Annotated in this window: 21 protein-coding genes; 9 read left to right on the plus strand and 12 right to left on the minus strand. The window is 44.3% G+C overall.

What is annotated here, in order from left to right:
- Positions 1–76 precede the first annotated feature (76 nt).
- On the plus strand, positions 77–982 hold the full coding sequence (rsgA, locus tag NM125_RS15075) for a ribosome small subunit-dependent GTPase A (protein ID WP_255135805.1): 906 nt from the start codon (positions 77–79) through the stop codon (positions 980–982).
- 95 nt (positions 983–1077) lie between these two features.
- Entirely contained in the window at positions 1078–2199 is a 1122-nt protein-coding gene (locus NM125_RS15080; RefSeq protein WP_255135806.1) for a DUF6588 family protein, read from the plus strand.
- 84 nt (positions 2200–2283) lie between these two features.
- Here NM125_RS15080 and NM125_RS15085 read toward each other — a convergent pair whose 3' ends face one another.
- The 8 genes from NM125_RS15085 to NM125_RS15120 form a co-directional block, all read right to left on the minus strand.
- On the minus strand, positions 2284–3006 hold the full coding sequence (locus tag NM125_RS15085) for an ABC transporter ATP-binding protein (RefSeq protein WP_255135807.1): 723 nt from the start codon (positions 3004–3006) through the stop codon (positions 2284–2286).
- A 25-nt stretch (positions 3007–3031) separates the two neighbouring features.
- Positions 3032–4408, minus strand: a complete 1377-nt coding sequence (locus NM125_RS15090; RefSeq protein WP_255135808.1) for an efflux RND transporter periplasmic adaptor subunit — start codon at positions 4406–4408, stop codon at positions 3032–3034.
- 38 nt (positions 4409–4446) lie between these two features.
- A complete protein-coding gene (locus NM125_RS15095) occupies positions 4447–5832 on the minus strand; it encodes a TolC family protein (protein WP_255135809.1) in 1386 nt (461 codons plus the stop codon).
- 123 nt (positions 5833–5955) lie between these two features.
- A complete protein-coding gene (locus tag NM125_RS15100) occupies positions 5956–6339 on the minus strand; it encodes a hypothetical protein (protein ID WP_255135810.1) in 384 nt (127 codons plus the stop codon).
- A complete protein-coding gene (locus NM125_RS15105; protein WP_255135811.1) occupies positions 6332–6751 on the minus strand; it encodes a phage holin family protein in 420 nt (139 codons plus the stop codon). The genes NM125_RS15100 and NM125_RS15105 overlap by 8 nt, the downstream gene beginning before the upstream one ends.
- A gap of 6 nt (positions 6752–6757) precedes the next feature.
- Positions 6758–6970, minus strand: coding sequence for a hypothetical protein (locus NM125_RS15110; RefSeq protein WP_255135812.1), 213 nt, complete (start codon positions 6968–6970; stop codon positions 6758–6760).
- Between the two features lie 67 nt (positions 6971–7037).
- Positions 7038–8261, minus strand: a complete 1224-nt coding sequence (locus NM125_RS15115) for an ABC transporter permease (RefSeq protein WP_255135813.1) — start codon at positions 8259–8261, stop codon at positions 7038–7040.
- A gap of 2 nt (positions 8262–8263) precedes the next feature.
- Entirely contained in the window at positions 8264–9493 is a 1230-nt protein-coding gene (locus NM125_RS15120) for an ABC transporter permease (RefSeq protein WP_255135814.1), read from the minus strand.
- Between the two features lie 137 nt (positions 9494–9630).
- Here NM125_RS15120 and bshB1 point away from each other — a divergent pair, with 137 nt between their 5' ends.
- Together bshB1 and NM125_RS15130 are read left to right on the plus strand one after the other, a co-directional pair.
- On the plus strand, positions 9631–10374 hold the full coding sequence (gene bshB1, locus NM125_RS15125) for a bacillithiol biosynthesis deacetylase BshB1 (RefSeq protein ID WP_255135815.1): 744 nt from the start codon (positions 9631–9633) through the stop codon (positions 10372–10374).
- A 119-nt stretch (positions 10375–10493) separates the two neighbouring features.
- The gene (locus NM125_RS15130; RefSeq protein ID WP_255135816.1) at positions 10494–12584 is read left to right on the plus strand and encodes a glycoside hydrolase family 97 protein; all 2091 of its coding nucleotides are present in this window, start codon (positions 10494–10496) and stop codon (positions 12582–12584) included.
- 170 nt (positions 12585–12754) lie between these two features.
- Here the strand turns inward: NM125_RS15130 and NM125_RS15135 are convergent, their stop codons facing one another.
- Positions 12755–14719, minus strand: coding sequence for a GNAT family N-acetyltransferase (locus tag NM125_RS15135; protein ID WP_255135817.1), 1965 nt, complete (start codon positions 14717–14719; stop codon positions 12755–12757).
- A 69-nt stretch (positions 14720–14788) separates the two neighbouring features.
- Complete coding sequence (locus NM125_RS15140) at positions 14789–15598, minus strand: inositol monophosphatase family protein (protein WP_255135818.1); 810 nt, start codon at positions 15596–15598, stop codon at positions 14789–14791.
- A 140-nt stretch (positions 15599–15738) separates the two neighbouring features.
- Between NM125_RS15140 and rpiB the strand changes: the two genes are divergently transcribed.
- The 4 genes from rpiB (at position 15739) to NM125_RS15160 (ending at position 18988) form a co-directional block, all read left to right on the plus strand.
- Entirely contained in the window at positions 15739–16179 is a 441-nt protein-coding gene (gene rpiB, locus NM125_RS15145) for a ribose 5-phosphate isomerase B (RefSeq protein ID WP_255135819.1), read from the plus strand.
- Positions 16180–16188: 9 nt separating this feature from the next.
- Positions 16189–17487 carry a serine hydroxymethyltransferase gene (gene glyA / locus NM125_RS15150; protein WP_255135820.1) on the plus strand — a complete coding sequence of 433 codons (1299 nt, stop codon included), beginning with the start codon at positions 16189–16191 and terminating at the stop codon, positions 17485–17487.
- A gap of 13 nt (positions 17488–17500) precedes the next feature.
- A complete protein-coding gene (tatC, locus tag NM125_RS15155; protein WP_255135821.1) occupies positions 17501–18361 on the plus strand; it encodes a twin-arginine translocase subunit TatC in 861 nt (286 codons plus the stop codon).
- A gap of 117 nt (positions 18362–18478) precedes the next feature.
- Positions 18479–18988, plus strand: coding sequence for an FKBP-type peptidyl-prolyl cis-trans isomerase (locus NM125_RS15160; RefSeq protein ID WP_255135822.1), 510 nt, complete (start codon positions 18479–18481; stop codon positions 18986–18988).
- Here the strand turns inward: NM125_RS15160 and alr are convergent.
- Both alr and NM125_RS15170 read right to left on the minus strand, forming a co-directional pair.
- Positions 18985–20046: an alanine racemase gene (alr, locus tag NM125_RS15165; protein ID WP_255135823.1), complete on the minus strand. Its 1062-nt coding sequence runs from the start codon at positions 20044–20046 to the stop codon at positions 18985–18987. The genes NM125_RS15160 and alr overlap by 4 nt on opposite strands.
- Positions 20047–20059: 13 nt before the next feature.
- The gene (locus tag NM125_RS15170) at positions 20060–21664 is read right to left on the minus strand and encodes a phytoene desaturase family protein (protein WP_255135824.1); all 1605 of its coding nucleotides are present in this window, start codon (positions 21662–21664) and stop codon (positions 20060–20062) included.
- A gap of 86 nt (positions 21665–21750) precedes the next feature.
- Here NM125_RS15170 and NM125_RS15175 point away from each other — a divergent pair, with 86 nt between their 5' ends.
- Positions 21751–22602, plus strand: a complete 852-nt coding sequence (locus NM125_RS15175) for an MBL fold metallo-hydrolase (RefSeq protein ID WP_255135825.1) — start codon at positions 21751–21753, stop codon at positions 22600–22602.
- The last annotated feature ends 37 nt before the right edge of the window (positions 22603–22639 follow it).

Raw genomic sequence — 22639 nt, forward strand, 5'->3', positions numbered from 1 at the left:
CGCGCTACAGAATTTGTCTTGAAGGTTTCTGAAAAACACATCTTGTTAATCCCTTTTCCTTCCTTATTTTTGTCGCATGCAAAAAGGAAGAGTCATACAATCTACCGGTAGCTGGTATCATGTGGATACCGGGAAAGAAATTATAGAATCGCGTCTGCCGGGTCGCTTTCGTTTGAATGAGAAAGAAGTCACCAACCCCATAGCTGTTGGCGACTGGGTGGAGTTTGAGCTCAATGACGATGGAACCGGTAATATTGATAAGATCCATGACCGGGAGAACTACATCACCCGGCAGGCAACCCACGGCAAGAGAGGTGAACAAATACTGGTTGCCAACCTTGATCAGGCTTGTGTGGTTCAATCCATAAAGAAACCAAAGGTAAAGGAAGGGTTTATCGATCGGTTTTTAGTCACCTGTGAAGCCTATGAAGTGAAGCCGGTTATCATTCTGAACAAAATTGATCTGGCAAAAAGCGGCGGACTCGAATTTGCTGAAGAACTCTCAGAATTATATACCGGGCTGGGTTATACTTTTTTAATCACCAGTATTGATAACTCCGATTCACTGCAAAAGCTGAAAGAGCAACTCAAAGATAAAACATCCGCTTTTATTGGCCCCTCCGGAGTGGGTAAAACCAGCTTAGTGAATGCTATTGATCCTTCCTATGATCTTAAAGTGAAAGAAGTGTCCGACTTTTCTAACAAAGGAAAACACACCACCACCTACGCCCAATTGATTCCACTCAGTTTTGGTGGATACCTGGCAGATACGCCCGGAATCCGGGAATTCGGGCTCGTTAATATAGAACCATGGGAATTGTCTCTGTTTTTCCCGGAGATGCTGGAACCCAGACAGGAATGTCAGTTCAACAATTGCACGCACGCTCATGAGCCGAAATGCGGTGTGGCTCAAGCTTTTGAAGACGGTGAAATAGCTGCCAGCAGGTACAATTCATACCTGAATATGCTTGATTCCCTATAAAAGGGATATTTTCCGAACGCCGGATACGGGTATTCCCTCTCTGCAAAATTATATAGATATTAGAACATAACACTCAACAAATATCAGGAGTACGAATGTTTAATAAATTCAAAAAAATAACGAAAGGCTTATGTGCCCTATCTGTCATAAGCCTCGCTACAGTCGGGAATGCCCAAGCACAACTCGGGGATGCTGGAGCAATTCTAAGAGCAGGTGCTGAAGATGCGAATACATTGATGGAAAGCTATCTGGCACCTTACACCAAAGGTTTTGGAGCAGGACTTAATACAGGATGGTTCAATACCGCTAAAGCTCATCCAACCCTTGGCTTTGATATAAGCCTGAATGTATCGGCTGCTGTTATTCCTGGGTCTGATCAAATTTTTGATGTCAGCCAGCTTGCTCTTCAGCAGTTAGAAGTGGTTTCAGGTGGTTCTGAAACGCCTACGGTTGCCGGAGACAAAAGCACCAATACCGAAGTAGGTATCTTTGCCACTAATCCTCAAAATGGAAACAGAGAAGAAGTGGCTCGTTTTGGGCTTCCTGGCGGATCAGGATTTCCATATGCACCTGCTCCTATGATTCAGGCAAGCCTTGGTATTGTTAAAGATACCGACATAAGTCTGCGTTATATCCCGGAATTCACAGCCCCTGTAGTTGATGCCGGCGTTGGGTTATTCGGAGTCGGTGTAAAGCATGGAATCAATCAGTGGTTACCAGGCGGAAAATTATTACCGGTCGACCTTTCCGTTCAGATTGGGTATAACAAGTTTAATGCGAATGCAAACTTCAATGTAGATCCGGAAGAAGGTTCTGACATTTATAACCCTTACAACGCATCTCAGTGGGACGGGCAGGGAATTGAGTTAGAAACCACAGCCACCACGTATAATGCCATTGTAGGTAAAACAGTGCCATTCGTATCTGTTTATGGGGGAATTGGTTTCGAAACTTCGAAAACTTCTCTTAAAACACCCGGTGCCTACCCTGTTACCTCTTTCAACCCGAATTACAATCCGAACTCTACTGATCCGGAGACTCGGGAAAAGAGAATTGAATCTGTGGAAGGTCCCATAGACCTGGAGATTAAGGATAATAACTCCATGCGTGCTTTTGCCGGTTTGAGATTCAGCCTTGCAGTATTCAGAATTTCAGCCAGCTACACGATTTCCAACTACTCTACATTTAACGTAGGTGTTGGTTTTGGTTTAAGATAATCCGGAATCATTTTTTCTGATTAAACAAAAAAGGCGCTCGTGTGAGCGCCTTTTTTTATGCAGCTATATATTCAAAATCTAAGCTCAGGCAAGCTGATGATCAGCAAGCAACGGTCTCTCAACCTTTTCATCCGATTCAATGATTCCGTCTCGGAGCCGCACAATCCGTCGGGCATGATCAGCTATTTCTTGTTCGTGTGTTACCACGATAATAGTATTACCCTGTCGGTACAACTCTTCAAACAATAACATAATTTCTTCCCCGGTTTTGGTATCCAGGTTACCGGTTGGCTCATCAGCCAGTAGAATGGACGGATTGTTGACCAGCGCACGAGCAATGGCTACACGCTGTCTTTGTCCACCGGAGAGCTCGTTAGGCTTGTGATCGATACGATCTCCAAGGCCTACCTTGGTCAATACCTCGGTAGCTCTTTCTTTACGCTCTGCCGACTTCATCCCTGCATAAATCAAAGGAAGCTCAGCGTTAGCCAGGCAGGAAGTTCGGGGCAACAGGTTAAAGGTCTGGAATACGAAACCGATTTCCCGGTTACGGACTTCGGCCAGCTCGGCATCATCCATGTTCGACACGTTACTGCCGTTAAGGATGTAATCTCCGGTTGTTGGAGTATCCAGGCAGCCGATCATATTCATCAGGGTCGATTTACCTGAACCGGAAGGTCCCATAATGGCTATGTACTCGTTCTCTTTCACATCAAAAGTTACACCGGCAAGGGCGTGAACTTCTGTGTTTCCCATCTGGTACACCTTGGTTAATTCGGTAATTTCAATAACTGGTTTCTTCGACATGATGCGTATCCGTGCTGTAATTTAATTAATTGAATGTGGCTACCTTGTTGTTAACGATTACATTATCGCCATCCTTAAGCAAATTTGAAAGTGTTCGATAGCTTCCGATTACAATTTCTTCGCCGGCATTCACTCCCGAAAGAATCTGAATGTGCGTATTATCGCTGATTCCGGTCTCCACTTCTTTACGAATGGCTTGGCCGTCTTCCACAACAAATACCACCTTTCGGATGTCCTCTTCCTGGATAGTCAGGTCACTGTGGTCCTGAGAACTCGCCAGCATAATTTCCGCAGAATCAGATTCCGCTTTTTGAGCTTTTTCATCCTTAGCGAAATCACGCACCGTTACAGCCTGTATTGGTACCGACACAACATTAGTGGCCGTTTGTGTTTCAATATCTACGGTAGCTGACATTCCGGGGCGGAATTTAGGTACGAACATTTCTTCAGGGTCTTCTGATGCTTCGTTACGAACCAATTTTTCCGGGCTGCTGTCTAAATTATGCGGGGTGATGATTCGAACCTTCACCTGATAATTGGTTACCTGCTCGTTGGTTCCGCTTCCGGTAACCTGAGCTGAATTTGCAATCTCGGTAACCACACCATTAAATCGTCGCTCAGGATAAGCATCTACTTCAATTCGGGTAGTGTCAGCAAAATCCACATTCACGATATCGTTTTCGTTTACTTCAACCAGTACTTCCATTCGGTCGAGCAGGGAAACACGCATCATCTCGGTTCCGGCCATTTGGGCATTACCCAACACACGTTCGCCTTCTTCAACTCCAAGTCCGGTAACGGTTCCATCCTGAGGAGCACGAATAACGGTTTGCTCCAGTTCTTCCTGAGCCTGTCGCAACTGTGCTTCTGCACTCTGAATTTGATACTCAGCAGCCTTTAAACTGGCTTTTTGAGATTCCCACTCCGACTTGGATTGAATGTAATCCATCTCAGAAATGAGATCTTTATCGTACAATTTCTTGTCTCTTTGGTGAGCAGCCTCTGCCCTTATCAACGATGCTTTGGTCTGCTCCAGTCGTGCTTTTTGGGTAAGCAGAGCTGCATTCAGGTTATCGATCTGGGCCTGATAAATATCCGGTTTGATGCGAACCAGTAAATCGCCTTCCCGCACAAAGTCGCCTTCCTTCACGGCAAGCTCGATGATCTCTCCGGAAACATCCGGGCGTATAATTACCTCGATTTCCGGCTGCACTTTACCGGAAGCGGATACAAGTTGAGTTATAGTTTTCAGTTTGGCGGTCGCTGTCTCGACTTCCTTACCGGTTTCTGAATTTCCAATTACTCCGGTGAACCGCAGCGTTAATCCCAGAGCAATAATTACCCCGAGAACCCCACCGATCCACATCAACAATTTCGATGTCGAAGATTTCTTCTTAGCCATTTCCCTATCCTATCCCTTACTTATTAAATATGTTTTGTTTAAAATTCTACGCTGTCGCCACTGAGTTTACCGAGGTAATAGTCCAGCAGTTTTTCCTGGAAAATCAGGTTGTACATCGCTTGTGTATAATTTGACTGTGCCTCAACATAGTTGGCCTGGGCCTGACTCAGCTCGATAAGGGTGCTTGATCCCACATTGTACCGCTCCTGCTGGGTTTCAAATGCTCTTTCACTTGCTCTTCTTGATTTTTCAGAAGCTTCCAGCTGTTTTACATACGATGTGTAATCATTATAAGCCTGCGTTACTTCCTGAATTACCTGGAGTTTAGAATTGTCGAACGAAAGCTCGGCATTCTTCAGCTGTACTTTTGAAGATTGAATATTGTACATACGGTTCCAATTCTGAAAAATCGGAATATTAACTGACAAGCCTAACGAACGGTTAATTTGCTGATCAAAAAACTGGTCACTGAAACTAACACTTCCCTGCCCCGGCAAAGAATACTGGTCGCTGTACCGAGAAGACATTGATGCACTTGCGGATACAGAAGGATATAAACTTCCCTGAGCTATTTGAAGCTGATACTCAAGGGTTTTAATATCTGCAATCTCACTTTTCAAATCTGATCGGTTCAGAATAGCTTGGTCAATAAGCTCACTGAGGCTAAAGTCGTGCCCTACACTTTGCGTAACTTCCATTTCTGTTTCAGGCACAATAAATTCGTAGTCGCCAAGCGGATCAATCTGAAGCTGACGAACCAAAACGAGTTTGCTGAATTTCAAACCGTTTTCCTGTTGTGTTACGGCCAATTCATCACTTGCTACCTGTGCTTCTTGATTGTATAAATCCACTGTTGGGCGAGATCCTACCTCTACCTGTGCACGAACTTGTTCCAGCTGCTGCATAGAGTTTTCAAGATTCTCTTCTGCAATTTCCAGAAGCTGAAGATCCAGCAGTACCTGAAGATATCTCGTGGCCGTATTAAAAATCACTTGTTCTTTAGCTCTCTGCAGGCTTTCCTCTGATGAAACCTTTGACTGCTGGCTTGCACGAAGCGAAAGTATATTATTGAAGCCATCAAAAATTGTTATATCTACGCCAATTCTTCCGCTAATTGATTGAGAGGTAACATCAACAAATGGATTCAAACCGGGCTCACTCAATCGGTCAGCAATAAACTGTTGACCCGTTGATCTGCCACCACTCAGGCTTGAAGAAACGGATGGCGCAAAATCAGCATACTCACTAGTAATACTTTCATTGGCTAACTCCAGATTATTCTTGGCCTGCTTAAGTTGGTAATTATTATCCAGGGCAATTTGAATCGCTTCCTGGAGTGAGATGGTGCGCGCTTCCTGAGCTAATAAAATTGGTGAGGTAAATAAAAGAAGGGCAAACAGCGTAGATGAAAGTAGTCGTTTCATGATATTATTTCGTATTTGTATTAACGGGTTCGTACACGAGATTGGACGAAAATAGTTACAGTTTAGTTGCCCTATTTTCGAATTTTATATCCTTTTACAGAGAAGAGCTAAATAGTTGTTAAATCAATCCTCAGAATCATGCCCTTTTTCTTTCAGGGCGGCAACTTTATTGTCGATGTAATCAAGCACCAAACTAAGACCTTTTTTAGCAAGCATTCGCTTTATCTCTTTTGAAATAGCAGAATCAGATTGACTCCGGCTACCGTAAGCTTTAGATGACGATGAGGAAGAATTCTTTCGGTTTGAACCGAGTAAAAATCCAACCACAACCGAAGCTCCCACAATGGGGAGCGGGTATTTTTTAATCAGGTTTTTGGGTGCTAAACCGGTTGACACTCCCTCTTTTACCTCGTCTATAGATTTATCCAGCCCATTTTGGATGTTGGCTAATTCTTGCTCAAGCTCTTTTTTCTTTTTCTCAAGGTCTGATAACTTTTCTTTAGCCATTATTCTCAGTTTGTTTCTTTTCGTTTTCTTTGAGTACAAGCTGTTTTTGCTCTTGCTGCTGATTCGGAAGTGTATCCAGGAACTCAGCCAATATCTGTTGCTGTATTTTTCGGGCTATTGATTTTGGCTTTGCCACCACAAAGATCAACCCAAGCACAATAAATGGAGAAGCGACAATGGCATAACCGGCCCATTCTTTATCAAGCAGGTCCCCTAAATAAATAGAGAGTGCCGTTAAGCCAAAAACCAGTCCTAAACCCAAAATAGCATATCCGAATAACTGCTGTATTGACTGCCCGATCAGGTAACTGACTTTATCTCCAATATTCAACACACTCAGCTCAATACGAGTCTCAACATAATGTTTGAGCTCGCGGGTAATCTGCTTAATCCTGCTTCCTACATCTTCCATGAGAGCTTAATCGTCTGAGGTGAATATTTTTGCAGCAATAAAGCCTACCGCAAGTCCTATAGCAACAGAAGCGAGTGGATTTTTCCGGATGGTATTTTCCGATCGTTCTCGGAGTTCATCCAGGCGAACCTGCAATTCTTCATCTTCGAGAATTTCTCGGCCACGGCCTATAGCACTATCGAGCCGTTCGTTTAAATTTTGGATGATTTCTTCATTCATAATGCCCTGTGTTTTATTTCAATATAAGAAATTGCATTGGATGCATAAATCATTCCATTACAAAAAATTATTCGTAGCGTAAACTTTCTATAGGATCAAGTTTCGCTGCTTTAAAAGCAGGATACACTCCGAATATCAGCCCTACAATCAACATTCCGAAAAAGCCGCCGGCTACCGACCACATCGGGATAACCGCTTCTGTCTCGATCCATACGGCCATCAGATTCCCCACCCCGATGCCTAAGGCCATCCCTATAATTCCCCCGAGCTGGCATATAAATATAGTCTCCATCAAGAATTGACTGACGATGGCTTTTCGGGTTGCACCCACAGCTTTGCGAACGCCAATTTCGCGGGTACGTTCCGAAACGGATACCAACATGATATTCATTACCCCGATACCGGCTCCAAGCAGTGTAATCAGTCCGATTGCAAAACCACCCATATATAATGCTCCGGTGAAAGCATCAAATGTTCCGGAGAGGGAATCGTTAGTGGATATTTCAAAATCGTTGTTCTCACCGGGATTTACCTTTCTGATAACCCGAAGTATCCCGGTAATCTCTTCCACCGTTTCCGTTATAAAATCAATTTCCGGTGCGCGAACCTGAATGCTGATATTCCGGTTTCCACCATACGCATTCAAGGCTGCAGTATATGGAATGAGTACAAAGTTATCGAACGACTGCCCGAATATTTGTCCTTTAGATTCTAGCAGACCAATGACTGTATAAGGCTTACCATCAAAGCGGATTTCTTTACCTAGCGGGTATTCGTTTTTAAAAAGTGCGTCCTGCACATCTTTTCCTACAATCACCACATTGCGCCCATACTGGATGTCGTCACCGGTAAAATTCCGGCCATCTTCAAGGGTGTAAGAATTGTTGGCGAGGTAATTTTCATTACTGCCCCGAACCCCTACATTCGGCTCGGTTTCTTCATCACCAAATTTGATTTTTGTAGTATTGAAGTACTCATCGGGACTCATTCCCCTTCCGATTTGCATCAGGTCTTCCAGTCTTTCAGCAGTCCTGAAATCAATATCCTTCCGATTTCGAATATCATCACTTAGTGAACCCATTTGTACTGCCGGGGTTTTGGATACATTAATGACATCGCTGCCCATCAGGCTCATCGTATTTTTGAAATAGTTATCCAGAACAGCCACGGCCGTTGTTGAAACGATAACCGCGAACACCCCGATCACCAAGGCAAGAAGGGTCAGGAAAGACCTTAGCTTGTTTGCTTTAAGGGAATCAAACGCTTGTATGGTTGTCTCTTTGATATGCATTATTACTCAAACCTCAATGATTCAATAGGATCCGATTTAGCGGCGCGGTAAGCAGGAATGAATCCGAATATCACCCCAACCATGGTACAAATGCTGAAAGCCAATATTACCACACTCACATTCATTACAGCTACAAAGGCCTGGTTGATGAGAACAGTTAAACCACCCGCAAGGGCCACCCCGATAATTCCCCCCAACAAACAAATAGCAATAGCCTCCAGAAGAAACTGAGTGAGAATCTCCCAGGCTTTGGCCCCTACCGCTTTTCTAATTCCAATTTCCTTAGTTCGTTCTCTTACGGATACAAACATGATGTTCATAACGCCAATGCCCCCAATCAACAACGAAAGTCCACTGAGTATAAACCCTACCGTATAGATTCCGGCCTTCATTCCTTCCAGCTGTTGTTTAAAGGCCTCAGGTTTATTCAGGGCAAAGTCATTATCTTCGGTGGCATCAAGCTGACGTATTCTTCGCATAATGCCTTCCAGCTCATATTCTCCTTCTTTGAAAGCTTCCTGGTTAGGAAATTGCACGCCTATTTGGAGTCCATACCTCAAGCCATAAATTTGACCATAAGCCGATATAGGAATGATAATGCGATTGTCGGTGTCTTCAAGCCCCAGAAATTTGCCCTGTTTCTCTAAAACTCCTACCACTGTGAATTTCTGACCGCCCACCCGAATTTGTTTTCCCAATGGGGTTTCAAACTCGAACAATGATTCCATTAAGGTATGTCCGATAACCGCGACATTTGAACCCGATCGCACTTCCTGCTCAACAAACATTCGCCCTTGGCTAATATTCAGCCCCTGAATTTCCAGGTAATTGGCTGTGGTTCCACTTAACCCAACACCTTCGGCACTTTTCTCCTGGTAGCGGATAGATGTATTTCTGTTTGTGGAAGCCGTAACTGTATTGGCGTACCGGCTGTACTCTCGAATCTGATCCACATATTCGAGCTTCATTTCCTTTCTGTTCCGGTATTCCCACCATTTGTACTCACCGCCCATGCCCCATGGCCACTTCTGCACGTACACAACATTTTGCCCCATCATGGCCATGCTTTTCTCAAAGGAGATATCCATGCCGGTGGTAACTGCATCCACAATGGTTACCATCGTGATGCCAATAATGATACAAAGGGCGGTAAGTGTGGAGCGGATTTTATTTATTTTAAGCGCCCGAAGAGCTATCCTGAATCCTTCTGCAAAACTGTTTACTATTCTCATGAAATTATTTGGGGTGAAAAGACGTCTCTGTTACGCAATTGAATTTAATTCGTTACACCGTTTTTGAAATAAAAGTTCGTTTTTTTACCCTCATTGAAACCCTAAATATTCCTTACTTTCTCTAAAAACTATTTTCTATGAAATTAGACGTTCTTGTTTTTGCTTCCCATCCCGATGATGCCGAGTTAGGCTGTGGCGGAACCATTGCCTCCCTTACATCTGCCGGAAAGAAAGTTGGGATTATTGATCTTACCAAAGGTGAAATGGGTACCCGTGGAACAGAACAAACCCGTGCTGAGGAAGTTAAGAAAGCCAGCGAAATTTTATCTATTTCATATCGTAAAAATCTGGATTTGGGTGACTCGTTATTGCCCAACACCCGGGAGAACCAGCTTAAAATCATTGAACAGGTACGGGCAACCCAGCCACACATTTGTTTGGTAGGTGCTCCTTTCGACAGGCATCCGGATCACCCCAAAGGAACACAGCTTGTACTGGACGCCCTTTTCTATGCCGGCTTAAAGAAGCTTCCGACCACCGATGATAATGGGGATGAACAGTCCACCTGGAGGCCTTCCCATATCCTCCACTATATGCAGGACCGGCCTATGGAACCTGATTTTATTTATGATATTTCAGAGCATTGGGAAACAAAGAGAAAGGCCATGCTGGCTTACACCACACAGTTTAATGTGAGCGACCCCGGCGATGAGCCTTCCACCTATATCTCCACTGAAAATTATTTCAATCAGCTTGAAGGTCGCGCCCGGTACCTTGGGCACCTTGCAGGTTTTACTTTTGGAGAGGCTTTTAAATATTACTTGTCTCCGGCACCGCTGAAGAACTTTAACTCCTTTTTTAATACTTCACCAACGCGTTGATTCATAAAGAATAATGATGAATCATGGCGGTATAATGTTAATCATTAATATTTTCCAGGTTATTACCTTTTCTACCTAAAACACTTTTGAATCATAAAACCCTCAAGATTTTCTCCAAAATGAAGTCTTCCCTCTGTTATTCACTTATCGTTTTGTCGGCATGGATTCTGGTCTTTGGTTGTTCAATTCCACCAGCTGCAAATACTTCCATAGAATCACCCTCAAAGACTATCCAGATTGATTTTGGGTTAACTGATAGTGGTGCACCGTTCTACCTGGTAACGCATAAGGGAAAAATCGTAATCGACTCATCATCGATGGGTTTTAGTTTTAAGCACCAACCTGACCTGTTAACAGGGTTCCAGATAACTGAAGCTCATTTCTCCTCTTTTAAAGAAACCTGGGAGAAACCCTGGGGCGAGCAGCGAAAAGTGATTAACCATTACAATGAAATGATTGTTGAACTTCAGGAAAAGGAATCCCCAAACCGTAAGCTCACGATCCATTTTAAAGCATTTGATGATGGGGTTGGGTTCAGATATCAATTCCCTGATCAAGAAGGGGTAGATTCACTCAGAATTACAGATGAACATTCCATATTTAATTTAACAGGTGATCATACAACCTGGTGGCAGCCTGGAGACTGGGATATTTACGAGCATTTGTATAGTGAAACCAAATTCACAGAAATTAATGCCCTTGCTAAACGCAATGATCCCAACTTAGCTCAAACTTATATTCCTGAGAATGCCGTAAATACTCCGGTTACCATGAGAGATAAAGATGGTTTGCATCTCAGCTTTCATGAAGCAAACCTAACGGATTATGCCGGAATGACGCTCAAAATTGACCCCGATAATCTTAGTATGAGCAGTGAGTTAGTTGGTTCCGGGCGAACCGATTATAAGGTTAAAAGAGCTCTGCCTTTTTATACTCCCTGGCGAACCATTCAAATCACTGAAGACGCTGCCGGGTTAATTGAATCAAACCTGATTGTAAACCTTAATGAGCCTAATAGGTTAGGAAATATTTCCTGGTTTAAACCCATGAAATACGCAGGGATATGGTGGGAGCTTCATCTTGGTAAAACCAGCTGGGGTTATGCCGGTGGCAATCACGGTGCTACTACGGAAAACGCCAAACGCTATATCGACTTTGCCGCAGCTAATAATATTGGAGGTGTATTAATTGAAGGCTGGAACACCGGCTGGGAACGTTGGATTGGTTTTGAAGATCGTGAAGGTGTTTTCGATTTTGTAACTCCCTACCCTGATTATGACCTTAATGAAGTTGTACGTTACGCTACCGAAAAAGGCGTAGAGATTATCATGCATCATGAGACTTCAGCAGCTCCCCGTACCTATGAGCAACAACTGGATACAGCTTACGCTTTAATGAACCGATTAGGGATCCATACGGTAAAAACAGGATATGTTGGGAAAATAATCCCTCAAGGAGAATATCATCACGGGCAATGGATGGTGAATCATTATCGAAAAGTGCTGGAGACAGCTGCTGACTATGAAGTTGCCATCAATGCCCATGAACCTATTAAAGCAACAGGGATTCGCCGAACGCTGCCTAATGCTATATCGAGGGAAGGTTTGCGCGGGCAAGAATTTAATGCCTGGGCTTCGGATGGTGGTAATCCTCCGGAACATTTACCAACGGTGGCATATACCCGAATGCTGGCAGGCCCTATTGATTACACCCCGGGGATCTTCAACATCAAACTGAGTCCGTATAAAGACAACAACCAGGTACACACCACCCTTGCCCAACAACTCGCTTTATATGTAGTTATTTACAGCCCCATTCAAATGGTTGCAGATTTACCGGAAAGCTACCAAGGTCAGCCCGCTTTCCAGTTTATCCGGGATGTAGGTGTTGACTGGGAGCAATCTAAAGTGCTTAGCGGTGAAGTAGGTGACTATGTAACCATGGCCCGTGAAGAAAAAGAAACCGGAAACTGGTTTTTGGGCAGTATTACAGATGAAAATGAACGATCGGTAGCCATCGATTTCAGCTTTCTTGATTCAGATACTGAATATGAAGCCACTATTTATACCGATGGCAAGGATGCGCACTGGGATGAAAACCCCACCAGTATTAATATTGACACAACTACTATTAACAAAGATACTAAAAGAGAGTTTATACTGGCACCGGGTGGTGGATTGGCTATCAGCCTAAAGCCGATTGTGAACTAAGGTAATCTGAGTTTAAGATAAAGAATGCTTCTAACCGTAAGCAAACCCAGTGATGAGATACGCCCGAATGCGTATGGGTAAACTGAATTACAACGGTCACACGGACTTTAAACCGTCAGACCGAGATGCTAAGGCAATTTAACACGACTTAGATTCGAACTCAGGCTTGCTTAGTCCGGCTCAATACTCACAAAACGTTCGATATTCCGTGACATCTCGATCCGGGTAACCAGAGATTTAACGATTCTTTTATACAGCTCTGTACCCAAAATTTTATCCTCTATGCCGGCATCAATGTTTGGATTGTCATTCACTTCAATCACATACACCTTGTCGCCCAGCATTTTCAGATCAACGCCATAAAGTCCGTCTCCCATTAATGAGGCGGCTTTTGTTGCTGCTTTAAGAACTTTTTTGGGCACTTCATACAAAGGAAGCGTTGATGCTTCGCCTGACTGATCCTTCTTTGACCCTTTCCAGTTGTAAATCTGCCAATGCCCCTTTGCCATAAAATACTTGCATACGAACAAGGGTTGATTATCCAGCACTCCTACTCTCCAGTCAAAATCAGAAGGGAGAAATTCCTGGCCAATCACCAGGTCAGAGGACTTGAATAACCGCTGCAGCGACTCTTCCATCTCCTGTGCATCCTTCACCTTGCTAACACCTATCGAGAACGCACTGTCCGGTTGCTTGAGGATCATTGGGTATTTAAGGCCGGCTAAATCTTTCTCTTTCAACATGCCTTTATAAAAAACGAAGGTTTCGGGAGTGGGGATGTTATTCACCTTCAATCGCTCATGAAGATAAATTTTGTTGGAGCACCGAAGGATTGACCACGGGTCGTCAATTACAGCCAGTCCTTCTGCATATGCCTTTCTGGCAAACTGGTAGGTGTAATCATTTACGTTTGTGGTTTCCCTGATAAACAACGCATCAAACTCGGAAAGCCGGTTGTAATCATCTTTGGTGATGAATTCGATATAAATGTCGAGTTCATCTGCTGCCTCTTCTATTTTTTTCAGAGCTTTTTTGTTGGAAGGGGGATTTTCTTCCGTGGGATTCACAAGAATAGCCAGGTAATACTTATAGTTTTGCAGCTTGGTGCGCGGAAACCGTTTGGTTTCAAAATATTGCCTGGCAAAATCCTGTATGTAATGCTGCTCATCAGCGGGTACTTTGTTCATGCTAAGCGGCACAATTCGTTTAATGTCCCAACGGTTTGTTTTTAAGAAATGAACCTGAAACAAGGGGGACTCGAACATTTGGTATAGACTTAGCCCCAATGCTTTATAGCTTTTATCTACGGTCTGACCAAAGTACACATTCAGAACAAACTTGCTCTCTTTTATTTTATCCAGCGATTTCTGAATAGTCTCATCAATATCATCGGCTATAGAGCGGATTACTCCCAAATCCCGAAAGTCGCGGATGGTCGTGACATTAGGAATAGCCCGGTGTGCCCGGGCCGATGCCAACAGCGAAACATAGTAGCCAAAGCTCTGATACTTGTAGGAATTGCACAGGTTGAAAACCCTCAACGGACGATCGGCAAACCGTTCATTATTGGAGGTGTACTCTTTGGATGAAACCACTTCAACATTGGCGAGTTCCAGCTTCCAGTTCTTGGGATTGTCCACCACAATTACATTCGAAATGCGAGTTTTACCCTCCGGCTGAGGTAGTTCCCAAACCATCCTCAGTGCATCTTTACCGTCTTCATAATAGTCACTAAGCAATTCCGTGGATTCAAAACCTGCTTTTTTATACCAATTGATGAGTTTACGGTCCTCCGCATATGCCTCAAGAGAAACCCTTTCTGCCCCTTTCTCAGCAGCTAACTTCCGAACGTGATCAAGCAAACAATTCCCTATACCCTTACCCTGATAATCCGGATCTACAACAATGGAGAATATTCGGATGGTCTTTTTATACAGATACAGAATCAGGCTACCTACAGGTGTGGGGCCATCGGCATCAAAAGTTTCGGCAATCCAAACCTGCTGAAAAGTGCTTTTAAGGCTTAAGTCGAGCGTTCGTTTTGGGCTTTGTTGAAAATAAGGGAAAGCTTTTTGTTCAAGCTTTAGCAAAAGGTCAAGGTCTTTTAACCCCGAACTTCTGATTGATACATCCATCGGATAAGCAGTTAGTTATAAACTAATTTACGCTATTTTTTGATGGATAAAATAGCCTTCAAAAAAATATTATCCCTTTAATTCCTCTTCCTCAAAACATGCTCTGATCTCATTCATCAAGAAACTGTGAACAGATGCATTGCCTGCTATTATTCTCTGCCCGAACAGCCAGTCGCCTTCTCCCTTCCAGTCGGTAATAATACCTCCGGCTTCCTTAATGATGAGCACACCGGCGGCAACATCCCAGGGACTTAGCCCATATTCATAAAAACCTTCAAACCGGCCACAGGCCACATTGCATAAATCCCAGGCAGCCGATCCCGGTCGCCGAACACCGTGAGTTTTCTCCATCATGCGCTTAAAAAGCTTCAGATAATTATCCACCAGGTTCAGGTTATTATAAGGAAATCCTGTTCCTATCAATGATGAAGAAGGGTCCTCGTTCTGTGAAATCCATATCCGTTCCTCATTCAGATAAGCCCCACCGCCTTCGGTTGCGGTGAATAATTCATCGTTAGCCACTTCGTACACCAAACCCACTTTAGGCTCCCTATTTTCCCACAAAGCTATCGAAACGCAATAAACCGGAAAAGAATGAGCAAAATTTGTGGTCCCGTCGATGGGATCAATAATCCAGATACGCCCCTCCGGGATGGATGCCCTCGCCTGTGACTCTTCGGCCAGAATATGATCATTAGGAAATGCCTCCTCAATCACCTCTATGATTTTCTTTTCAGAATTCACATCGGCATCGGTAACCAGGTCATTTTTACCTTTCAGCTTTACGTCTAATGAAGTCTTGTCGGCATACTCCCCGATGATTGTTGCCGCTTCCTTAGCTGCCTGTTTGGCTACTTCCAGCTCTTTTGAATAATTCAATTTATACCCTTTGGTTTTGGTTTGAGGAATAAAGATTAAAGATAGAGATTAAAAAGCGGGATTTCCTTGCTCATCGCCTTTAATATCAACCAAATTTTGTGGATATTTGGGGCCAATTTCTTACCTAAATCAAAGATGTGATGGTCATCCCCATAGCAAGCGATCATGCCGGTTTTCCTGCCAAGGAAATGGTAAAAAAAATACTGGAAGAAATGGGACATACTCCCGTTGACTACGGAACACATTCCGAAGATTCTGTCGATTACCCCGACTTTGCCGTTAAAGTATCCGAAGTGATTAATAATGGCGAACATGAGCAGGGAATCCTGGTTTGCGGGAGCGGACAAGGAGTATGCATGACGGCCAACAAGTATCCCAAAATAAGAGCTGGATTGGTCTATTCACCCAAATCTGCGAAAATGACGAGACTGCACAACAATGCCAATGTAATGTGCTTGCCCGGCCGGGAACTGAATGAATCTGAGATCAGAGAAATTATTGAAGCCTGGTTTGCCACTGATTTTGAAGGCGGCCGCCACGAGCGACGCGTAAATAAAATCGAATCATTAACCCAAAAGTAACCGCCGCCGATGAAATCCCTTCAAGAGCAAGATGCCCAAATTTTTGACCTTCTTGAAAAAGAAACTGACCGACAGAATTATAACCTTGAGTTAATCGCCTCTGAGAACTTCGCTTCCAAAGCTACCATATCTGCGATGGGCAGCGTGCTTACCAATAAATATGCGGAAGGCTATCCCGGTAAACGTTATTATGGCGGCTGTGAGGTTGTTGATGATGTGGAGGATATTGCCCGCGACCGAGCTAAGAAGCTGTTTGGAGCCGATTGGGTGAATGTACAACCGCATTCTGGTGCAACGGCCAACGCTGCGGTTTATCTTGCCTGTATGAAGCCCGGCGAAACCCTGTTAGGTTTTGACCTTTCCCATGGCGGTCACCTTACCCATGGTTCACCCGTAAACTTCTCCGGTATCAACTATAATGCTGAGTTTTATGGAGTGAACAAAGAAACCGGCCGACTGGATATGAACATCATCCGCGACCGGGCCCTTGAAGTGAAACCCACCATGATCTCCATTGGAGCTTCGGCTTACCCGAGAGATTATGACTATGAAGCTTTCCGAAGCATTGCGGATGAAGTGGGTGCTTTACTTTGGATGGATATGGCGCATACCGCAGGACTGATTGCTACGGGTAATCTCAAAGACCCTCTACCCCACGCGCACGTTGTAACTACAACCACTCACAAGACATTGCGCGGTCCAAGAGGCGGAATGATTTTGGTTGGCAAAGATGGTGAAAATACCATCGGGGTGACTGCCTCCAAATCCGGGCGGACAAAGAACTGGGGTGAAGTTTTTGACTCGGCTGTATTTCCGGGAACTCAGGGTGGTCCGCTTATGCATGTGATTGCTGCCAAAGCGGTTTCTTTTGGTGAAGCTTTGCAGGATGATTTCAAGGAATATCAAATCCAGACCCAGAAAAATGCCAAAGCTATGGCGGCTAAGTTCATGGAAATGGGCTATAACCTGGTCAGTGACGGGACCGATAATCACCTGATTCTGATCGACCTCCGAAACAAAGGCTTGAATGGTAAAATTGCAGAAGATGCGCTTGGAAAATCAGCCATCACGGTAAACAAAAACATGGTTCCTTTCGATACTGAAAGTCCTTTTGTGACTTCCGGAATTCGGATTGGCTCTCCGGCAATGACAACCCGTGGCCTGAAGGAAGCTGAATTTGAGCAAATTGCCGTGTTGATTGACCATGTACTGCAAAAACCGGAAGATGCTGACACCCATAAGAAAGTAGAACAGGAAGTACGCGACCTTTGCGATCGTTTCCCTCTCTATGATTTTGTAACCGCATAAGGCAGGAATCAAATTGGAAGAACGCCAAATCATGCAAGGTGAGCCGCCCAAGGCCCAGAAACCGGCCGACCGCACCGGCACCATGTCTTTTCTCGATCATCTGGAAGAGCTCCGCTGGCGCATCATCAAGGGACTGATTGGGGTTTTGGTTGGGGTGGCCATCGCTTTTGTGTTCTCAGATTTCTTTGTGGAGAAAGTAATGCTGGGTCCCACCCGTGCCGACTTCTTTATGTATGATATACTTCGTGTGGATGCAGTCAACTTTGAGCTTCAGAGTCGGCGTTTACCCGGGCAGTTCTTCACCTTTTGGGGCACCCTTTTCGTGATGGGTTTTGTGATTGGCTCTCCCATTTTCATTTACCAGATCTGGGCTTTTGTGGAGCCGGCACTGGAATCAAGAGAAAAAAGAAAGACCTTTTTCAGCACCTTCTTTATTACATTTTTCTTTCTGCTGGGTGTGGCCTTCGGATACATGATCCTGGTTCCCTTTGCCCTGCAGTTTTTTGCCCAGTTTCAGATCTCGGATATCATTCGCAACGACTTTGATATCAACGAGTACTTCAGCTCCGTTTCGATGTGGGTGGTTGCCTGTGGTATCATATTCCAGATACCGGTGGTAAGCTACTCACTTTCAAAAATCGGATTACTAACGCCGGATTTACTCAGAAAATACCGCAGACATTCCATTGTATTTGCATTGGTGATATCTGCGATGCTAACTCCACCCGACCCGATTTCCCAGATTCTTATCGCCCTGCCGCTAACCGTTCTTTATGAACTCTCGATCTGGATTAGCCGGTATGCCATGCGAAAAAGAAAGAAGGAATTGGAAGAAGCTATAACAGGAGTTTCAGAATCCGACTCCTCCCGTTGATTAATCTGCCATCTCATATGGTTTTAAGCCAGCGAAGCTTTATCTTTGATCGAAATAAATTGAAGGCACAATAGTTAAACAACTATCTAACCAAACTAAGAGAATAATATCATCTCAATGAATATCACCCGCTTGAAAAGCTCCATTTTAGTCACCCTTTTTGTTTCTTTGCTCATCGTTTCCTGCGATACTAATAACGATCCCCGACGCATTGACTATTCTGATGTACCCGAACCTTTTTCCATTGACAATCCGGTTAGCGTAGATACAACCGAGTCGGGCCTTATCATTTACGTGATTGAGGAAGGCTCCGGAGATCTTGAAGTGATTCCCCGCGACCAGATTTCTTTTTACTATACCAAGCGCTACAAAGATGATTTGGATCGGATTATTGGAAGTTCTTATGCCAATGGAGTAACGTTTCCACATACCGGTCCTGTAACTCCTACAAGTACAAGAAGTGTTATCAGCGAAAGCCAATTCAGAGAAGGTGTTATAGGTATGGTTGAAGGTGAAAGAAGAGTACTGGTACTCACCCCACCGGTGTTTGGTTACTTAGGAAATTCCTACACCTACACAAATGATACCGTTTGGATAGACATCGAGTTGGAAAGTATCGCCCTCTAAGAACCATATTCTCTTTTAACCTTGGGATGGATAGTCGTGGTTATTTCATACGGAATGGTGCCGGCAATGCGTGCCCATTCTTTTGCAGAGAGCTCTCCGTTTCTTAGGATAACCACAGGCTCGCCTTGCTCAAAACAGTTTTTACCGAGATACACGGTCATGTAATCCATGCTTATGGTACCCACCTGTTGATATAATTGACCGGCTATTTCCACTTGTATCTTCCCGCTCAATGTTCTGAACACCCCGTCAGCATACCCTACAGGAATGGTACCCAGCCATCCGTCTTCCGGAGCTGTCCATCGGCTTCCATATCCAACTGCATCCCCTTTCTTAAGTTTTTTTACCTGTACCAAATGTGAAACCCACTCTACGGCCGGTTCCAACTCGCTTATTTCCGTCTCACCGGGGGCATATCCAAACAATGAAACCCCAAACCTTACGGCATCAAAGTAAGTGCCTTCATCACCATAGAAGAACAAACCTCCACTGTTACAGGCGTGGGTAATTAAGTGATCGGGAAAATTCGATCGTATAGATTTGAAGACTTCCAGCTGGCGAAGCACCCGTTCATGACCCGGATCATCTGAGTTGGCAAAATGCGTGTAAATGCCAGTGTAGTTCAGCTTATCAAATTCTTTCATTTTCTCCCGGGCACTTTCAGCCTGTTCGGGCAACATCCCAAGCCGAAACATGCCGGTATCAAAATGAAGATGGCATAGTGTTCCGTCTTCCAGCCGCTCAAAAACCGACAAGTCTGAAATACTTGCCGTAATATCGTGCTCCTGATATAGATGTTCACTTCCTAAAGGAGGAATTTCGAAAACAAGTATGGGTTTCTTAATACCTGATTCTCTAAGCTCGATGGCTTCCGCCAGCTTTGCCACACAAAAATAGTCAACGCTGTCTTCCAGGTGTCGAGCTACCTGCACGGCTCCATGCCCGTAGGCATCGTCTTTAACCACAGCCATTTTTTTGATGTTTTGGCCTACCTGATCAGAAATCACACCTAAATTGTGAGCGATCCTTGAAAGATCTACGTACAGAGTTGATGACAATGATTTACCTCAGCTAACTAAATGAAAAGAATTTCTTCTTATTGTTTTTCAGGATTACCCGGGCTGCGTTATGACCGGCAGCCCCGAATACACCTCCTCCGGGATGGCAGGAAGCGCTGGCCAAATATAAATTTTTGATAGGAGTTTCGTACTGACTCATTTCAGGAATCGGGCGAAACATAAACATCTGATCAAAACTCATTTCCACATGCATCACATTTCCCCTCAGCAGCCCGTGCTTACGTTCAATATCCAACGGAGACTGAATGTACCAATCAATCAGTTTGCCTTTCATATTCGGAGCGTAGTCGGTAACCACATCATAAATTTTTTGGGCTTCCCGCTCTCTGATATCATCCCAATTTATTCCATTTGCCAGTTCATAAGGATGCCATTGCGCCCAGGCAAACAGGGTGTGCTTTCCGTCCCTGGCTACATCCGGATCAATTTTAGAGAAGGTCATACATAACACCGCGGGTTTCTCCGGTGGCAATTTCTTGGTATAGTCGCCGATGGCGTTATTCATGTATTGAACGGAAGGCGCCAACAGCTGAATCCCATTGTGGATATGAGGATCGCCGGGAGCAGCGGTATATTCCGGCAGCTCTTCCACCGCACATCGTATTACCATTCCAAACCCATTTCCCACGTTTATATCTTCCACTTTTTTGAACATGGAATCGTCTAAATGATCTCGCCCAACCATTTTCATCATGGTGGTTTGAACATGGGCATTGGAAACAATGGTATCAGCTTTGAATTCTTCCCCATTTTCGGTTTTGACTCCAATCGCTTTTCCATTTTCAATCAGGATTTTTTGGATGGGATGATCGGCCTTCACCTCACCGCCATGAGCTTCTATCATATTCTTCATGGCCTGAGTAAGCATGCCGCTTCCTCCCCTTGGATGCTTAGCGCCACTCTCGTGCAGCATCGATTGCCAGCCCGCAAAATCGCCGGTCGCAGAATGATCGGGCAACGGCCCGGATTGAGCGGCAAACCAAAGGATAGCCGCCTTCATATAGGGACTTTCAAACGCATCATCCACCACCTTTCCATAGCTGGACAGAATTTTTTGGAGTCCGGCTGCCTGTTCGCCTTTCCTGAACATGGCCCCGTCTTTAATCTGGGCTTTTGCCATGGTTCCGATGATGTCTCCTGCAGAGGGTTTGGTCATAAAAGCTTTCAGCACCCCTTTATTTATCTTACCCCAGAATTTGATGAACTCTTTATAATTCTCAACATCTTCGGGTGCTACTTTTGAAATAGACTCAAGAGTACGTTCCACATCTTTCCAGAAGTGAATCACACCTTTACCGGTTGGAACGGGGTACGACATGATCGGATCCATATCGATGTATTCCAGCCCATATTTCGTGAGTTCTAAATCTTCCAGGATTCCCGTCTGGTGAATCATAATATGCACGGAAGAACCCACATCCATTCTAAAACCATTCGGGTTCTCCGGAGATTGAAACATGGTCTCGGTTCTCACCGCACCCCCTATTGTTGAGTCGCGCTCAAGAACTAAAACTTCGTATCCGTTTTTTGCAAGATAACAAGCCGTGACAAGGCCGTTATGCCCCGATCCGATGATGATAGCGTCATATTTTTTCATAGAAGACAAAGATAAAATGAATTGCTTGAAAGCAAAGAATTTTTAAGTTACACAAACTGATTAATCATTCTATTAATTCACTGTTTATGAAAGTAGGCCGGTTTGAAATTGAACAGCTCAGCGAAGGAATTTTTGAGGTTTTCGATGATGGTATTTTCCAGAAAATAGACTCAGCTGATATCACAGCCCGCCAGCAAAAACCGGGTATAAAAAAGCAATCATCGGCAATTGGCATAAACCCCATTCTTATCCGGGATGGCAAACACAATGTGTTATTAGACACCGGCCTGGGTTGGGGACTGGATCACAAAAGTTCATACACCGACACTTCCAACCTGTTAACCAATCTGGATATATTTGGGCTTGCTCCTTCCGATATCACCCATGTAGTGCTCAGTCACCTGCACTTCGATCATGCGGCCGGTTCAACCTATGTGGACAGCAACACCTCCACCCAGCCAACCATGAGCTACGCCAATTACTTCATCCAGAAGAAAGAGTGGTACTATGCGCTGGAACAGGTTGGAAAAAAGAAGCAGATTTCAGGAGCCGGTTATGAGCTGGATGAGTTTTATAAGCTTGCCGCTGAAGATAAACTGGTGATGATCACCGACACCTATTTTGAATTGCTTCCCGGAATTGAACTCATCAGAACCGGCGGGCATACTCCCGGACATCAAATTGTAAAAATCCAGGATTCAGGAGAAACAGCTTATTTTTTGGGTGATTTAGTCCCCTCCGAACACCACCTGAATCACTATGCCATGCGTCACATGGATGTTGATCCCATTCAATCTAAAAAAGCGAAAACCCTGATTCTGCGGCAAGCTGTTAAAGAGAAATCACTGATGTTGTTTTACCACTCGGTTCACGCCAAAGCCGGCATGCTGGAGCAGGATAAAGACAAGAAGTTTATACTTAGAGAGATAAATGGGTAAATCTTTTCTCAAAGTCTGAGGAAGAATCTGAATCAGA

Source organism: Gracilimonas sediminicola, assembly GCF_024320785.1.
In the GTDB taxonomy this organism is placed as follows: domain Bacteria; phylum Bacteroidota; class Rhodothermia; order Balneolales; family Balneolaceae; genus Gracilimonas; species Gracilimonas sediminicola.

Excerpts from the sequence above, each read along its gene's own strand:
- rsgA (WP_255135805.1), top strand. The coding sequence starts at position 77 with ATGCAAAAAGGAAGAGTCATACAATCTACCGGTAGCTGGTATCATGTG.
- NM125_RS15080 (WP_255135806.1), top strand. The coding sequence starts at position 1,078 with ATGTTTAATAAATTCAAAAAAATAACGAAAGGCTTATGTGCCCTATCT.
- NM125_RS15085 (WP_255135807.1), bottom strand. The coding sequence starts at position 3,006 with ATGTCGAAGAAACCAGTTATTGAAATTACCGAATTAACCAAGGTGTAC.
- NM125_RS15090 (WP_255135808.1), bottom strand. The coding sequence starts at position 4,408 with ATGGCTAAGAAGAAATCTTCGACATCGAAATTGTTGATGTGGATCGGT.
- NM125_RS15095 (WP_255135809.1), bottom strand. The coding sequence starts at position 5,832 with ATGAAACGACTACTTTCATCTACGCTGTTTGCCCTTCTTTTATTTACC.
- NM125_RS15100 (WP_255135810.1), bottom strand. The coding sequence starts at position 6,339 with ATGGCTAAAGAAAAGTTATCAGACCTTGAGAAAAAGAAAAAAGAGCTT.
- NM125_RS15105 (WP_255135811.1), bottom strand. The coding sequence starts at position 6,751 with ATGGAAGATGTAGGAAGCAGGATTAAGCAGATTACCCGCGAGCTCAAA.
- NM125_RS15110 (WP_255135812.1), bottom strand. The coding sequence starts at position 6,970 with ATGAATGAAGAAATCATCCAAAATTTAAACGAACGGCTCGATAGTGCT.
- NM125_RS15115 (WP_255135813.1), bottom strand. The coding sequence starts at position 8,261 with ATGCATATCAAAGAGACAACCATACAAGCGTTTGATTCCCTTAAAGCA.
- NM125_RS15120 (WP_255135814.1), bottom strand. The coding sequence starts at position 9,493 with ATGAGAATAGTAAACAGTTTTGCAGAAGGATTCAGGATAGCTCTTCGG.
- bshB1 (WP_255135815.1), top strand. The coding sequence starts at position 9,631 with ATGAAATTAGACGTTCTTGTTTTTGCTTCCCATCCCGATGATGCCGAG.
- NM125_RS15130 (WP_255135816.1), top strand. The coding sequence starts at position 10,494 with ATGAAGTCTTCCCTCTGTTATTCACTTATCGTTTTGTCGGCATGGATT.
- NM125_RS15135 (WP_255135817.1), bottom strand. The coding sequence starts at position 14,719 with ATGGATGTATCAATCAGAAGTTCGGGGTTAAAAGACCTTGACCTTTTG.
- rpiB (WP_255135819.1), top strand. The coding sequence starts at position 15,739 with ATGGTCATCCCCATAGCAAGCGATCATGCCGGTTTTCCTGCCAAGGAA.
- glyA (WP_255135820.1), top strand. The coding sequence starts at position 16,189 with ATGAAATCCCTTCAAGAGCAAGATGCCCAAATTTTTGACCTTCTTGAA.
- NM125_RS15160 (WP_255135822.1), top strand. The coding sequence starts at position 18,479 with ATGAATATCACCCGCTTGAAAAGCTCCATTTTAGTCACCCTTTTTGTT.
- NM125_RS15170 (WP_255135824.1), bottom strand. The coding sequence starts at position 21,664 with ATGAAAAAATATGACGCTATCATCATCGGATCGGGGCATAACGGCCTT.
- NM125_RS15175 (WP_255135825.1), top strand. The coding sequence starts at position 21,751 with ATGAAAGTAGGCCGGTTTGAAATTGAACAGCTCAGCGAAGGAATTTTT.